Genomic DNA, 13,009 nt, shown 5'->3' on the forward strand with positions numbered 1-13,009 from the left:
CGATCTCGCGCCGACGGGTTATTCGCCGATCGAAACTGGTTATGGGCAAACAGCTTCCGGCATTGCGGTCGCAGTGCGCACCGAGATGCCGCGGGTTTGCGCGGCATCTGTGGGATTGGTGGTTCGGCTGGCATTCAGTGGAGTCGGCTCGCTACAAGCTGTGGTATCCCGATGCGCACATGCTCAGCGAAGCATCCGTCGACAAAGCCGCACAGCCAATGCCCGATCGAGCCAAGTATGTCGCCCTGACCAAACTGCGCGAGCCGTCCAGCGCGGTGCTGCGGCCGACGTACGCGACCTGCAGCCCGGCCTGGATCTGGCTCGCGATCTGATGATGCACTGCGGCCAAGAGATGAACCATCTCGCCCGGTTCCTGCCCAAGCTCTACGCCCAATACAAGGGTTGAACCCAGAGATTCAAGGGTTGAACCCAGAGCGTCGTTGGACTTCGAGGGCACCCAGTGAATTCCCTCCGGCGGCACCAATCTTCCGAGGCACCACACCTGGGGCGTGCTCGCAATTCCCAGGTGTGGTGACATCCACGACCAGATAGAGCTGCTCAGATGAGCGGTGTGATGTGCTCAGGGATGTCGAGCAAGGCCTTGCCGTAGGTTTCCATCGAGACGTGGGGCAGGGTCACCGCGTGCCGTGCGGCGACGTTGGAATCACGCCAAATTCGCTGCATGGCATTGACTTCGGCGAACGATGCGGCGCCGTGTGCATCGAGCAGGATGTTCAGCGCCTCGTTGATACTGCGCAAGGTGATCGCGACATCACCGCGAATCCGGGCGCGGGCGATGAGCTCCGGGAACACTCCGGCGTCCGCGTGCGCTTGGACGTCATCGGCAGCACGGTAGGCGTGCAGGTGGGCGGTTTCGATCTTCATCGCGGCCTCGGCGACCAGCATTTGGAAGGCGACGGAGTCGGCTTGCCGGGTGACCGTGGTGTACGCCAGTGCCTTTTCCGCCGCCTTGGTGCGGACCAGGTTCAGGGCGGCCCGGCCGAGACCCAACTGCGGCCCCGTGACCGCCGTGTTCAGAAACGACGTCAAGGCCCCCTGGTAGAGGGGCGCTTCGGGATGGGCGGAGATGTGCGCACCAGCCAGGTACGGGCCGAGCGAAGCAACGCGATGCTCGGGAACGAACACGTCCTCGACGACGATGGTGTTGCTGCCGGACGCGCGCATTCCCGCGACGTACCAGGTGTCCTCGACCCGGAAGTCTGCCCGGGGGATCGCCACCGCGACCTGGTCGAGCACCTGATCGTTGTCGTCGACCAGTAGTGCCCCGTTGGTAGTCCAATCGGCGTGCAGACTGGCCGAGGCGTAGGGCCAGCGTCCGTCCACCCGGTAGCCGCCGGGCACCTTGCGGACTTTGCCCGAGGGTGCCAGCACGCCGGAAACAATCGTGTCGGGACCGTCGGCGAACAGCTCGTCGAGGCCGGGACCGGTATGGAGGGCGGAGGTCCAGACATTGGTGTTCGACAGCGTGACTACCCATGCCGCGCCGCCGTCGGACTCGGCGACCGCCGACGACACATCCAGCAGTGAGCGCAAGCTGGTCTCCAGGCCACCGAAACGCCGTGGCGTCACGATGCGGAACGCTCCGGCTTCCTTCAGCGCCGCGATCGTCTCCTCGGATACTCGCCGGTCCGATTCGCCGGCGGCGGCATTCTTCCGGATCAGCGGCGCCAACTCGGCGATGCGCGTGAGCACATCCTCGATGGTCTCGGTCCGGTCATTCTCTACGGTGGTCATGCGTACTCCAAAATTACTGTGGTGGTTGAAATTCGGCAGGATCACGCCGGATCGGCGGCAACGATGGGGTTTCGCAGTTCGCCGACACCGTCGATCCGGCTGATCAGGGTCTGGCCGGGCTCCAGGAAGCGCGGCGGATTCATCGCGCTGCCGATGCCCGCGGGTGTGCCGGTGAACAGCAGGTCACCCGGCAGCAGCGGGAGCAAGGCCGACAACCAGGAGATCAGCTGCGGCACTGGCAAGATCATGTCTTTGGTACTTGTCTTCTGCACTTCCTCTCCGTTGAGCGTGCAGGTCATGTGCAGGTCGTCGGGATTGGGCAGCTCGTCGGGGGTGACCAGCCAGGGGCCGATCGGGCCGTAGCCGGGAAGAGATTTGCCGAGACTGTATTGCGGTGCGGGACCTCGAAATTGGATGGCCCGCTCGGAGATGTCCTGGGCCACCGCGACCCCGGCGACATGCTCCCAGGCGTGGTCGGCCGAGACGTTGCGCGCGCCGATGCCGATCACGACCGCCAGCTCGATCTCCCAGTCGGCGGTTCCGTCGGGCGGCACGGGAATGCTGCTGTGGGCACCGGTCAGGCAGCTCGCGAACTTGGTGAACACGAGCGGGTCGCTCGGCAGATCGAGACCGGACTCGGCGGCATGCTGACGGTAGTTCAGTCCGATGGCAAAGATCTGCGGTGGGCGCGGTGCCGGAGGCAACAGTAGTGCGGGGTCGAACGGCTCGGCGTCGGAAAGGTCTGCGCCGTCGGCCCACTGCTGGAACGCGGTCCAACGCTCGTAGACCGCCTGCGGATCCGCGGTGAAGCGGCCGCCGCTGGCGCGTTCGACGTCGACGGCTCCCGCCGTGATCACGATGACCAGCCTGCCACCGAGGTTAGCGATCTTCATTGCCTGTCCTTAGATTGAAAGTGTTGTGGTGCTGCTGGATTCGAGGGCCATCAGGCGACAAGCCGGTGATACCGCGAGCCGTGGAAGACCAGAGGTCGGGTGGTGGGGAGTGCTTGCAGACCGCGGATGGCGAGCACGATGATCGTGTGATCACCTGCGCGAAACTCGTCGTGTAGGGAGCAGTCGAGCCATGCTGTCGCGCCGGGCAACAGCACGGCGCCCTCGGCAGTGTGCTGGTAATCCACACCCGCGAACCGATCCGCGGAACGCGAGGCCAGCTGGTGGCACATCGACTCCTGCTCGGCACCCAGGATGCTGAGCCCCAGCCTGGGCGCGCCGCGCAGTACCGCCCAGGTCCGCGAGCCGTTCATGACGCAGATCGAGACCAGTGCCGGGTCCAGCGACACCGAGGTGAAAGAGCTGACGACCATGCCCGTCGGCCGTTGTTGCCGCATCGCGCCGACCGCGATTACGCCACTGGGGAAACAGCCGAAGGTCAGCCGAAGTTGTTCTGGTCCGCTGGGCGCCGGCAAGGATGCCGATGGGGCTGCGGTCTCGAGATTCTTGCTCATCGAATTACTCCTGGTAATCGTCGCGCGGCAGCCATTGATGGCCGACTCCATGCGCGATCCGGCCTGCGCGATACACGACATGCAGTGCTGAGCGGGCCACTGCGGTCTATGGTGAGCCGGGTCACATCTGATTTCGGTAACAGCGTAGCTGTTATATTGATTTCATGTCAATGACTCGAAATCAACCTGTTTTTCCCAGGTCATCGAGCTATTGAGTACGGAAGGATCGTCGATGGAAGGGCTGCGATGATTGGGGACGGCCGACTCACTACGCGCGCGGCGCAGGCCGCCGAAACCCGCCAGCGCCTAATCGATGCGGCCGTCGAGTTGTTCGCCGAACGCAGTTACGGCGAAGTGGCGGTCGCCGACATTTGCCGAGCTGCCGGCGCAGCCCACGGGTTGCTGTTCCATTACTTCGGCAACAAGCGCGGCATCTACCTGGAGGCGATACGAGATGCGACCGATCGCCTCTTGCGGATCCATGCCCAGCGTCCCGAAATCTCGCCGGTCGATCGGATTCGTGGCGCATTCACCGGGCAGTTCCGGTATCTGGCCGCGCATCGGGGACTCGCATTGCGCCTGGTGCTGGGTGGCCGGGGTGCGGACCCCGAGGCCTGGGAAATGCTCGAGACGGGTCGGTGGCAGACCATCGAGGCCTGGATCGCGCTGCTGGGGCTCGACCCGCAGAATCGGGCCTTGCGCATGATGATTCGGTCGATCGTCGGCGCGATCGACGAGGCCGCTGTCTATTGGCTGCAGAACGACGAACCGTTCGACGTCGACGCTGTTGTCGAATGCCTCGTGCAACTGACTGTGGCGGCGCTGCGTTCGGCCGCCGCACTCGACCCCACTCTCGACGTGGAAGCGGCGCTTCGGCCGTTTCTCGATGAGCTCTCTGAAACCTGAAGTCCAGCAAATATTTTCGCGAACGGATGGGGTGAACTATGTCCTCTGTGATGCGTCGATACTGACGAAATATTCAGATTGCTTGACGAATGCTTTGGTCATGAGTGACGATATCATCAGAAGATTTGAAGTTGTCGATGGCCCGGTGTGGACATCGGTGGCGCAGCAAAGGTCGGCCTCCGAGCGGCGATCGGTACCGCCGACGGTGTCATCGACCCGAGTCGTAGTCCACCGCTCGAGCGCGGCAGAGGCGCTGGCCACTGCGCAGTCGAAGGGAAAGTAGGTATGCGTCGATGACAGTCGCATCAATCGTGTTGTCCGTGCCGTTGGTGCTCGGGTTTCTGCCGCTCGGCGCGGCCAAGGTGCTGGCGGTGGCGCCGATGCGGCAGAATGCCGCACATTTGCGCTACTCGGTGACCGCCTTCCGTGGCATCGGTGTGCTGGCGATTGCCGGGGCCTTGGGTGTGCTGGTCGGCATGATGTGGTGGCCGCTGGGGGCGGCTGCCGGAATCGGGCTGGTGCTGTTGATGATCGGCGCTGTCATCTCCCATATGAAGGTCGGTGACGGTGTGGCCGAGTACGTGCCGGCGATCGGCGTCGGTGTGCTTGCCCTGGCCTATGTCGTGACCATGTTCGGCGCACATCTCTGACCGTTCGAAGAGGAGTTCCAGTGCGTAATGAAGCCGACGTCCCGGTCTATCGCGCCGATATCTACTCGCGCCAGGGCATTCTCGACCCCTATCCGCACTATGCACGGTTGCGCGAGTTGGGGCCTGTGGTGTGGCTGGCCAAGCAACGCGCCTACGCGCTGCCGCGCTATGCCGAATGCAAAGCCGTGTTGCTCGACGATCAGACATTCATCTCCGGAGCCGGGGTCGGGTTGAACCCGGTGGCCAACCGGCTCTCGACAGGCACCACGCTCAACAGCGACGGCGAGGATCACAAACGCCGCCGTGCGTTGCTCGCCCGCCGGTTATCCCCGCGGGCACTGCGCGCGATGCGTGAATCGATAGACCAGCAGGCAGCCGCAGCCGTCGAGCGGGCGGTCGAGCAGGGACGCATCGACGGTGCCGAACTGGCGGCCGCACTGCCGATGTCGGTCGTGCCGGATCTGATCGGCTGGCCCCAGCACGGTCGGGAACATCTATTGCGGTGGGCGGGAGCCACATTCGACGCGCTCGGGCCACTCAACCGGCAGTCTGTCCGCACCGCACCGTCGGGAATCGGGATGATGCAATTCACGCGACGGCTCGCCCGCGAACGGGACCTGCTGCCGGGCAGCGTGGGTGAGGATGTGCTGCAGGCTTGCGACGAGGGCAAGCTTTCCCGCGCCGAATGCCCCGCCCTGCTCGTCGACTACCTGGCACCTTCGCTGGATACCACGATCAGCGCTATCGCCAGCGCCATGTACCTCTTCGCACGCCACCCCGAGCAGTGGCAGCTGCTGAAGGATGACCCCACGCGGATTCCGAATGCGGTGAACGAGGTCGTGCGATTCGAATCACCGCTGCGTGCGTTCTCCCGCAAGACAATTCGTGATACCGACATCGCCGGAACCAGCATCCCGGCGGGCTCGCGGGTGGTGGTGATCTACTCCTCGGCCAACCGCGACCCGCTGGAATGGGACGACCCCGACACCTTCGATATCAGCCGGGACGCGACCCGCCAACTCGGCTTCGGTCACGGCATACACGGTTGCGCAGGCCAGGGTCTCGCGCGGCTGGAAACGCAGGCCATGCTCACCGCGCTCGTCGAGCGTGTGCAGCGCATCGAGATCGTCGGCGAACCCGAGTGGGCGGTCAACAACATCATCCACCGCTTCGAACGCCTTCCCCTGCAACTCATTCCAGCCTGATAGAAGGAATTCATTTCATGAAGATCTCCGTCGACTACCCCCGGTGCGAGGGACACGGTCTGTGCGCCGCGCAGGCGCCCGAGGTGTTCAGCCTCGACGACAATGCCGAGCTCGTCTACCGATTCGACGGCGGCGAGGTGCCCGCTGATCTCGTTAGCGCTGCCCGTACAGCCGTGGGCTCCTGTCCCGTCGCGGCGCTGCGGGAGATCTCGTAAGCAGTTCGCCTCGCGGGGCCGCTTTCCAAGTGGATCGGACCTATGACCTCCGCAAAATATCGGCAACAATGTTGCTGGAAATCTATTGACGGTCGCGGTGATATCGGACACACTGTATCCATTATGAGTGGACGAGTCACTGTCGATGACGAGATCGACCCGGGATCCGCTCTTCGTGCCCGGAGCGTCCACGCGACCGACGCGGTGGAATCGAAGGACTCCAATTCACTGGGTACGCGGGCGCGGAGCGTGCTACGCACGCGCGCGGCGCTGATCCAGTCAGGGCGACAGGCCTTGGGGAACGGCATGGCCGCACGACTCGGGATCGCCGATTTGGCGCGCAACGCCGGTGTCGCGACCGGATCCTTCTACAACCATTTCGGCAGCAAAGAGGAGTTGTTCGCCGCTGTTACCGCCGAGGTGGTCGAGGACCTTGCCGGGATCCTGGACAACGCTGCCGCTGGCATCGATGAGCCTGCCGAGCTCGTGCGGGCGCAGGTGCGGGCACTCGCCGCGATCGGCGTCACCGATCCGGAAACCGCCGCGATCGTCCTCGCCGCGCGATATCGGATTCTGGAGAACCGTGAAATCCACTCGCGCCTGTCGTCCGGCATCCGTGCCGGGATATCGGCAGGGTGCTTCCGCGTCCACGATCTCGGGGCCGTGCTGGATCTGACCGGCGAGGTTGTTTTGGCGGTCCTGCGAACTTCGCGACGTAATCCCGCCGCCGTGACGGCGGAATGGATCGAGACCCTGGCCCAGCAGGTGCTATTCGCACTGGGACACCCGATAGCGAAAGATTGATTGTTTTGGCTCTGGCACCCGATGTGTCGACCTCGCAGCGGCGCGAGGCATCCGTACTGCGGATCGTGCGAACTAATTTCTCCGATACCGTCGTATCGGGCCTACGGACTTGGGGACGGACGGTCGATCTCGCGACCGAGTCCATTCTGGAAGGTCTGCGGGATCTGGTGCGCGGGCGCTTCCAATGGCGAGAAATGCTGCATCAGGCTTGGTATCTGGTCACGGTTACGGCCTTGCCCGCAATCCTGATGGCGGTTCCGTTCGGTGTGATCGTCTCGATGCAGATCGGCAATATGATCCGAGAATTGGGCGGTGACTCGCTGCTGGGGGCGGCGAGCGGGCTCGGTGTTATCAAGCAGGGCGCCCCGATCGCGACGGGTCTGCTGCTGGGCGGTGCGGGCGCCGCGGCGATCGCCGCTGACCTGGGCGCACGCACCATCCGAGAGGAAGTGGATGCGCTGCGGGTCATGGGCGTGAGTCCGGTCCGTAGGCTGGTGATTCCGCGCGTTTTCGCGATGGTGCTGGTCGCACCGTTGTTGAATGTGCTGATCATCTTCACCGGGGTGGCCGCCGGATACACGGTCGCGATCGGCGCGCAGGGCGTGACCTCGGGCAGCTATTGGGCCACTTTCGGCTCTTTCACCACGGTCACCGATGTGGGGATCTCGCTGCTGGAGGCGATCCTTTTCGGGTTCATCGTGGCGATCATCGGCTGTCAGCGGGGGTTGGAGGCCAAGGGCGGGCCGCGCGGGGTGGCCGATGGTGTCAATGCGTCGGTCGTGCTGTCGGTGGTGTCCGTGCTCGTCGTGAATCTCGTTGTCAGCCAATTGGTTCAGATGTTCGCCCCGACGAGGCTGGCCTGATGACCGCGACGCCGTATGCGCCGCGAGGACTGCGCTGGGCGTATCGGGTGATCCGTCGGCGGCAACGGCTGTTGTTGCCGGTCGACTCGATCGGGTTCATGCTCTCGTTCTGCTGGCAGGTCTTGTCGGCGATCCCGTTGACGCTCCGGCACTATCGGAAGCAAACTCTGCGGACCATCAGCGAAACGACCTGGGGGAGGGGTTCACTGATCGTCGGCGGCGGCACGGTGCCGATGCTGATCCTGCTGGGTATGGTGCTCGGCGCGGCCGTGGGGATCCAGTCCTTTGGCACGTTGAACATGGTCGGGCTCGGCCCGCTGACCGGGATCGTCTCGTCGTTCGCCAACACTCGGGAGTTGGCGCCGATCATCGCGGCCATCGGATTCGCGGCGCAGGCCGGATGCCGGATGACCGCGGAGATCGGGTCGATGCGGATATCCGAGGAGATCGACGCGATCGAATGCCTTGGGCTGCGGTCGATTCCGTTCGTGGTGACGACCCGGGTGATCGCGGGGGTGGTCGCGATCGTGCCCACGTTTCTGGTCACACTGATCCTGAGCTATCTGTCGTGCGCCTTGGTCGTCGTCGGCGTCCATGGCCAGTCATCGGGGGTCTACCAGCACTATTTCGGCCAATTCGTCAGTGGTCCCGATATCGCCGCTGCCGTGCTGAAGGTGATGGTATTCGGCATCGCGGTGATCCTGATCCATTGTTATCAGGGGTTTTTCGCGGTCGGCGGGCCGGAGGGCGTCGGTATCGCCTCCGGGCGAGCGGTGCGCGCCAGTTTCGTCGCGATCATCGCTTTGGACATGCTGTTGAGCCTGGTCATCTGGGGTTTCAACACGACGATCACATTCACGGGGTAGCGAGATGCCAACGTACGGATTGCCAGGCGCGGCTACCACCGGGAAGTCCGCACGCCGCACGGGCGTGCTCGCCTTGGCCGTTGTCGCGGTGGTGGCCGCGGTCTGGGCAGGGTCTCAGGCGGTCCGCGTGGACGATCGAATGCGCGTGACACTACGCACCGAGCAGATCGGCGACGGCGTCGTCACCGGAGCGCGAGTCCGCCTGGACGGGGTCAAAGTCGGCGAGGTCACCGACATCGAAAGTATCGGCGCCGGGCAGCAACAGATCACGCTGCGACTGGACAAGTCTCAGCTCACCGGACTCACCGACGCACTCGTCCTCGACTATGCCCCGTCGAACCTGTTCGGCATCAGCGAACTCGAGCTGCGCCGCGGCCAGGGCGGTGTCCCGCTACATGAGGGCGGGAATGTCGACCTCACCGGCGCGGCGGCGTCGCGAGTCTCGAACGCCACCCTGGGCACCCTGATCCGATCGCTGGGGCAAACCACCGATCGGGTGCTGACACCACAATTGGCCGACGTGCTGACCGCCCTGGCCACCGATGCCAAGGCCTTCACCCCGATCTTGGAAGCCATTGTGATGCTGGGCCGGGCGATCTCCGATACCCAGCGCTACGATCCGTCCTTTCTGATCGGGCAGTACGCCTCGACACTGCATGGAACGGCCGAATTCGCCGGTGCCACTGTCGATCTGCTCGACCACATCAACAACATCGAAGTCCTGCGCACCGATCAGCCGCTGTTCGACTCCGGGGTCGACATGATCGCCAACCAGTTGTATCCCGCGATCACGAATCTGGGTCTCACCGGGGCGCGGCATTACACCGGCTACAGCGACATGCTTGCGCCGTTACTGAATGTCACTGCCCAGATGGTGCCCACCCCACAGCGGTCGAGTGCGGAGCTACGAACCCTGTTGCAGCGCATCGACAATTCCTTCGTCGACACCCCCGAGGGACCGATTCTGCGACTCGAGCTCACCTTGCGCGGATTTCCGGTGCTGGCCGCCCCACTGTTCGGCACCGCGGGCGCGGGAGCCGGTGTCGCGACCCCTGCGCCGGGCGATCCGGCCGCGATTGCGGGAGGTACCCGATGAGATCCACTGTCGGCGTGGTTTTGCGGCTCGTGGCATTCGGGGCCGTGATGGCGGTGCTGTTGGCTACGGTGGTGGCGGCGATCGAGCGGCCCGTCTCCGGGGACACCGACTCGTTCCGCGTCATTTTCACCGACGCCAATGGTTTGAAGCCCGGCGACGATGTGCGGATGTACGGCGTGCAAGTCGGCAAGGTACAGGCGATCGCATTGGATCAGGGACGAGCCTCCGTGCGCGTAAGCGTGCAACGCGACCACCCCGTGTTCGACACGAGCACCTTCGCCATCCGCTACCAAACCCTGACCGGCCAGCGCTATATCGATCTACGTCAACCCGCCGCGCCGGGGGCGCGGCTGGCGGCGGGCGCGACTGTCGCGCCTGAGCACACGATCCCGTCCTTCGACATCACCACCCTGTTCAACGGGCTGCAACCGGTACTTCGGGAGTTTTCGCCCAGCGCGCTCAACCAACTCGCCGAAAGCGTTCTCGCGGTGATCCAGGGCAACGGCACCGGCCTGGGACCGGCGCTGGACGCCGTGGAACAGCTGAGCCGCTATGCCACTGACCGTCAGGTCGTGATCTCCACCCTGGTCCGCAACCTGCACGCCATCGACGACCGCGTCGGCGGGAAGTCGCCGTATCTGGAAACTCTGATCCAGGGCCTGACGAACCTGTTCACCGTGCTGGAGGACAAATTAAAAGGTCTCGTCGACTTTGCCCTTGCCGCACCGCCCCTGCTCGGTCCCATCGACGACATGCTCGCAACACTCGGGTTCACCCTCGACACCAACCCTGATCTCGAAAACGCTTTGCACGCCGCGTTTCCCGATCCGCAGGCGGCCACCGAAGTACTGGGCAAACTTCCCGGTCTGCTGCAGGCGCTGGATGCGATGTTGCCCGCCACCGGACCGGAAATGAACGCGACTTGTTCGAAGGGAAATGCGCCGATGCCACCGCAGCTGCGGGTATTCATCGGCGGTCAAAGGATCGCGCTATGCAACCGTTGATTTCGAGAATGCGCAAACGGATTCACCTCGCCGGCGATCGCCCTGTCGCCGACGACCGATCGATGCGCCGCCGTGAGCTGCGGCTGGGCCTGATCGGCGCGACTGCGGTGGTGCTGGTGCTGGCCGCCTGCGGCGTCCTGTACGTGCTGCCACCCGGCCGGGCGGAGTACGGCGCCGATATGACCGAGGCCGGAGCCGTCCGCGCCGGTGAGGACATACGTATGGCGGGCATCACCGTCGGCACGGTCAAATCGCTGGAACTGCACGACGATCGGGTACACATGACCTTCACGGTCGACTCCGATGTCTTCGTCGGCGACCAGTCCACCCTCGACATCCGCATGCTCACCATCGCGGGCGGCCACTATGTGGCACTGACATCAGCTGGCTCGAAACCGTTGCGTCAGAAAGTGATCGCGAAGGACCGGGTGCGGCTGCCGTACACGCTCGGTCAGGCGTTCCAGGACGCGGTGACACCGATCCGCGAGGTGAACGGCGATACCCTGCGCCAGAATCTCGGCGAGCTGCAGACCGCACTCGTCCGGAGCCCGGACGGGCTGCGACAGCTGGGACGTGCGGTGGATTCCATCGTCGATATCCTTGACAGACAGAACGCGGATGTCTCACGGGCGCTGGCGGTTTCGCAGGAGTACTTGACGGCGATCAGCAGCAATACCGCGCTGTACGGTCGGCTCAATCGAGAGCTCAACCTCACCACCGACATCCTCCTCGGCCACCGGGCCGAGCTAGGCGTGTCGTTGGATCTGCTCGAACGGGTGGTCTCGCGCCTCGCGGCGACAGAACCGGCCTATGGCCAGACGTTCAAACCGGTGCTGGACAAACTTGGTGAGGCGATTCCGGAACTGGAGCGGCTGACCGGTCGCCTCGACGGTGTTTTGGCCTCCGTCGCGCACCTGGGGCAGCAGTTGCAGCAGATCGCCGGTGGACCGAGTGGTCCCGCCGTAGACCGATCCGCGACGACTGTGCCCGCGCCCGCGCTGTGCATTCCGGTGCCGGGGAGGTCGTGCTGATGCGACGATTCCTTGCCTCCCGCGGGTTCATGTCGGTTTCGGCAGTCCTGGTCATCGTCGTGATCGCCGCCGCCGGGTACGTCGTGCTGACCGGCGCCGACAAGCCGACGCGTTCGTACTGCGCGATGATGCCGGACGCGGCCGGGCTCTACTTGGGCAGCCACGTCACCATGCTCGGCATACCGGTCGGCTCGGTGACCCGGATCGAACCAGCCGGCGACGGAGTGCGGGTCGACTTTCGAGTCGATGCCGATCACCCACTGCGCGGCGACGTTTCAGCGGTGACCCTGTCCGACACGCTCGTCGCCGACCGCAATCTCGCGATGCTGTCGGCACCTGCACCCGCGCCGAGATGGGACTCCGGTCAGTGCATCACCCGCGCGCTCACCCCGAAGAGCATGACCCAGACGCTGGATGCCCTGTCGAAGCTCGCGACCGAGATGAGCTCTCCCGACGATCCGGCCCGACAGGGCACGGTCAGCGGGGGCGTTTCGGCTCTGGATACCGCGGTGTCGGGCACCGGCCCCGCGCTCAACGAGTTGTTGCTCGAGCTCGGTGCTGCGCTGAAATCACCGGACGCGGCCATCGGACGCATCGGCGAACTGATCGATGCGGTCAACACGCTCGCTGCGGCGATGAAGAACAACTGGGGCGATCTCGAACATATGCTCACACGCCTGAGCGGCATGTTGGACCAGGCCAACAATGAGGTCATCGCGCCGCTCGTCGGCGTCATCGACGCGCTGCGGGTACTACTGCCCTGGTTCAACGACATCACCACGACATTCGGACGGCCGCTGCTGAACGTCGTGCGGGCGAGCGTGCCGTTGGTCCGCTGGGTCGGCGCCAATGTCAGCACACTCGAGCAGTTGGTCGACATGATCCCGACACTGTCCGACGCCTTCCGACGGTCGATCGATCCGGGCACCGGGCAGGTCGCACTCGCCTACGGCGCACCCAAAGTCGCTCTCGCCCAACCAGATGCCGATCAGATGTGTGCGGCGATCAACGCCGCTCTCCCCGGCCGGTGTCGCTCCGGCGAAAACGGTTTGGCCGATATCGATCTGGTTCCGCTGGTCCTGGCCATGGCGGGAACGAAATGAAGACCGGATACGCCGTGCTACTGCGGTCGAAAACTCCGTTCGGCAA

The 13,009-nt window shown here is 64.5% G+C and carries 16 protein-coding genes; 13 read left to right on the forward strand and 3 right to left on the reverse strand.

Features of this window, described 5'->3' with window-relative positions; all coding sequences use genetic code 11:
* Positions 1-41 precede the first annotated feature (41 nt).
* Both NA5_RS41535 and NA5_RS42630 read left to right on the forward strand, forming a co-directional pair.
* The gene (locus NA5_RS41535) at positions 42-332 is read left to right on the forward strand and encodes a DAPG hydrolase family protein (RefSeq protein WP_245672553.1); all 291 of its coding nucleotides are present in this window, start codon (positions 42-44) and stop codon (positions 330-332) included.
* Positions 317-406, forward strand: coding sequence for a DAPG hydrolase family protein (locus NA5_RS42630; protein ID WP_307188892.1), 90 nt, complete (start codon positions 317-319; stop codon positions 404-406). The genes NA5_RS41535 and NA5_RS42630 overlap by 16 nt, the downstream gene beginning before the upstream one ends.
* 152 nt (positions 407-558) lie before the next feature.
* Here the strand turns inward: NA5_RS42630 and NA5_RS34430 are convergent, their stop codons facing one another.
* From NA5_RS34430 to NA5_RS34440, 3 genes are read right to left on the reverse strand one after another with little or no spacing between them, the layout of a single operon-like run.
* Positions 559-1,755, reverse strand: coding sequence for an acyl-CoA dehydrogenase family protein (locus NA5_RS34430; protein WP_062993214.1), 1,197 nt, complete (start codon positions 1,753-1,755; stop codon positions 559-561).
* Between the two features lie 41 nt (positions 1,756-1,796).
* Entirely contained in the window at positions 1,797-2,648 is an 852-nt protein-coding gene (locus NA5_RS34435) for a fumarylacetoacetate hydrolase family protein (RefSeq protein WP_062993215.1), read from the reverse strand.
* Positions 2,649-2,698: 50 nt separating this feature from the next.
* A complete protein-coding gene (locus NA5_RS34440; protein ID WP_062993240.1) occupies positions 2,699-3,220 on the reverse strand; it encodes a flavin reductase family protein in 522 nt (173 codons plus the stop codon).
* A 246-nt stretch (positions 3,221-3,466) separates the two neighbouring features.
* Here NA5_RS34440 and NA5_RS34445 point away from each other — a divergent pair, with 246 nt between their 5' ends.
* The 11 genes from NA5_RS34445 (at position 3,467) to NA5_RS34500 (ending at position 12,963) form a co-directional block, all read left to right on the forward strand.
* Complete coding sequence (locus tag NA5_RS34445) at positions 3,467-4,126, forward strand: TetR/AcrR family transcriptional regulator (protein ID WP_062993216.1); 660 nt, start codon at positions 3,467-3,469, stop codon at positions 4,124-4,126.
* Positions 4,127-4,419: 293 nt separating this feature from the next.
* On the forward strand, positions 4,420-4,776 hold the full coding sequence (locus NA5_RS34455) for a DoxX family protein (RefSeq protein ID WP_062993218.1): 357 nt from the start codon (positions 4,420-4,422) through the stop codon (positions 4,774-4,776).
* Between the two features lie 20 nt (positions 4,777-4,796).
* Positions 4,797-5,981, forward strand: a complete 1,185-nt coding sequence (locus NA5_RS34460; RefSeq protein WP_157110803.1) for a cytochrome P450 — start codon at positions 4,797-4,799, stop codon at positions 5,979-5,981.
* 17 nt (positions 5,982-5,998) lie between these two features.
* Positions 5,999-6,196 (forward strand): ferredoxin, encoded by a 198-nt coding sequence (locus NA5_RS34465; protein ID WP_062993220.1) that lies wholly within the window; start codon positions 5,999-6,001, stop codon positions 6,194-6,196.
* A gap of 123 nt (positions 6,197-6,319) precedes the next feature.
* Positions 6,320-7,000 (forward strand): TetR/AcrR family transcriptional regulator, encoded by a 681-nt coding sequence (locus NA5_RS34470; RefSeq protein WP_062993221.1) that lies wholly within the window; start codon positions 6,320-6,322, stop codon positions 6,998-7,000.
* 11 nt (positions 7,001-7,011) lie between these two features.
* Entirely contained in the window at positions 7,012-7,863 is an 852-nt protein-coding gene (locus NA5_RS34475) for an MlaE family ABC transporter permease (RefSeq protein ID WP_062993241.1), read from the forward strand.
* Complete coding sequence (locus NA5_RS34480; RefSeq protein WP_062993222.1) at positions 7,863-8,729, forward strand: ABC transporter permease; 867 nt, start codon at positions 7,863-7,865, stop codon at positions 8,727-8,729. Before NA5_RS34475 ends, NA5_RS34480 begins: the two co-directional genes overlap by 1 nt.
* Before the next feature lie 4 nt (positions 8,730-8,733).
* The gene (locus NA5_RS34485; RefSeq protein WP_062993223.1) at positions 8,734-9,825 is read left to right on the forward strand and encodes an MlaD family protein; all 1,092 of its coding nucleotides are present in this window, start codon (positions 8,734-8,736) and stop codon (positions 9,823-9,825) included.
* Positions 9,822-10,829, forward strand: a complete 1,008-nt coding sequence (locus NA5_RS34490) for an MlaD family protein (RefSeq protein WP_062993224.1) — start codon at positions 9,822-9,824, stop codon at positions 10,827-10,829. Before NA5_RS34485 ends, NA5_RS34490 begins: the two co-directional genes overlap by 4 nt.
* The gene (locus NA5_RS34495; RefSeq protein WP_062993225.1) at positions 10,817-11,860 is read left to right on the forward strand and encodes an MlaD family protein; all 1,044 of its coding nucleotides are present in this window, start codon (positions 10,817-10,819) and stop codon (positions 11,858-11,860) included. The genes NA5_RS34490 and NA5_RS34495 overlap by 13 nt, the downstream gene beginning before the upstream one ends.
* Positions 11,860-12,963: an MlaD family protein gene (locus NA5_RS34500; RefSeq protein ID WP_245672555.1), complete on the forward strand. Its 1,104-nt coding sequence runs from the start codon at positions 11,860-11,862 to the stop codon at positions 12,961-12,963. The genes NA5_RS34495 and NA5_RS34500 overlap by 1 nt, the downstream gene beginning before the upstream one ends.
* Positions 12,964-13,009 lie beyond the last annotated feature (46 nt).

Origin of the sequence: Nocardia anaemiae NBRC 100462 (genome assembly GCF_001612725.1) — a bacterium.
Taxonomy (GTDB): Bacteria; Actinomycetota; Actinomycetes; order Mycobacteriales; family Mycobacteriaceae; genus Nocardia; species Nocardia anaemiae.

Coding starts and splice junctions, on each gene's coding strand:
- NA5_RS41535 (WP_245672553.1), top strand. CDS start 42: ATGGGCAAACAGCTTCCGGCATTGCGGTCGCAGTGCGCACCGAGATGC.
- NA5_RS34430 (WP_062993214.1), bottom strand. CDS start 1,755: ATGACCACCGTAGAGAATGACCGGACCGAGACCATCGAGGATGTGCTC.
- NA5_RS34435 (WP_062993215.1), bottom strand. CDS start 2,648: ATGAAGATCGCTAACCTCGGTGGCAGGCTGGTCATCGTGATCACGGCG.
- NA5_RS34440 (WP_062993240.1), bottom strand. CDS start 3,220: ATGAGCAAGAATCTCGAGACCGCAGCCCCATCGGCATCCTTGCCGGCG.
- NA5_RS34445 (WP_062993216.1), top strand. CDS start 3,467: ATGATTGGGGACGGCCGACTCACTACGCGCGCGGCGCAGGCCGCCGAA.
- NA5_RS34455 (WP_062993218.1), top strand. CDS start 4,420: ATGACAGTCGCATCAATCGTGTTGTCCGTGCCGTTGGTGCTCGGGTTT.
- NA5_RS34465 (WP_062993220.1), top strand. CDS start 5,999: ATGAAGATCTCCGTCGACTACCCCCGGTGCGAGGGACACGGTCTGTGC.
- NA5_RS34470 (WP_062993221.1), top strand. CDS start 6,320: ATGAGTGGACGAGTCACTGTCGATGACGAGATCGACCCGGGATCCGCT.
- NA5_RS34480 (WP_062993222.1), top strand. CDS start 7,863: ATGACCGCGACGCCGTATGCGCCGCGAGGACTGCGCTGGGCGTATCGG.
- NA5_RS34485 (WP_062993223.1), top strand. CDS start 8,734: ATGCCAACGTACGGATTGCCAGGCGCGGCTACCACCGGGAAGTCCGCA.
- NA5_RS34490 (WP_062993224.1), top strand. CDS start 9,822: ATGAGATCCACTGTCGGCGTGGTTTTGCGGCTCGTGGCATTCGGGGCC.
- NA5_RS34495 (WP_062993225.1), top strand. CDS start 10,817: ATGCAACCGTTGATTTCGAGAATGCGCAAACGGATTCACCTCGCCGGC.
- NA5_RS34500 (WP_245672555.1), top strand. CDS start 11,860: ATGCGACGATTCCTTGCCTCCCGCGGGTTCATGTCGGTTTCGGCAGTC.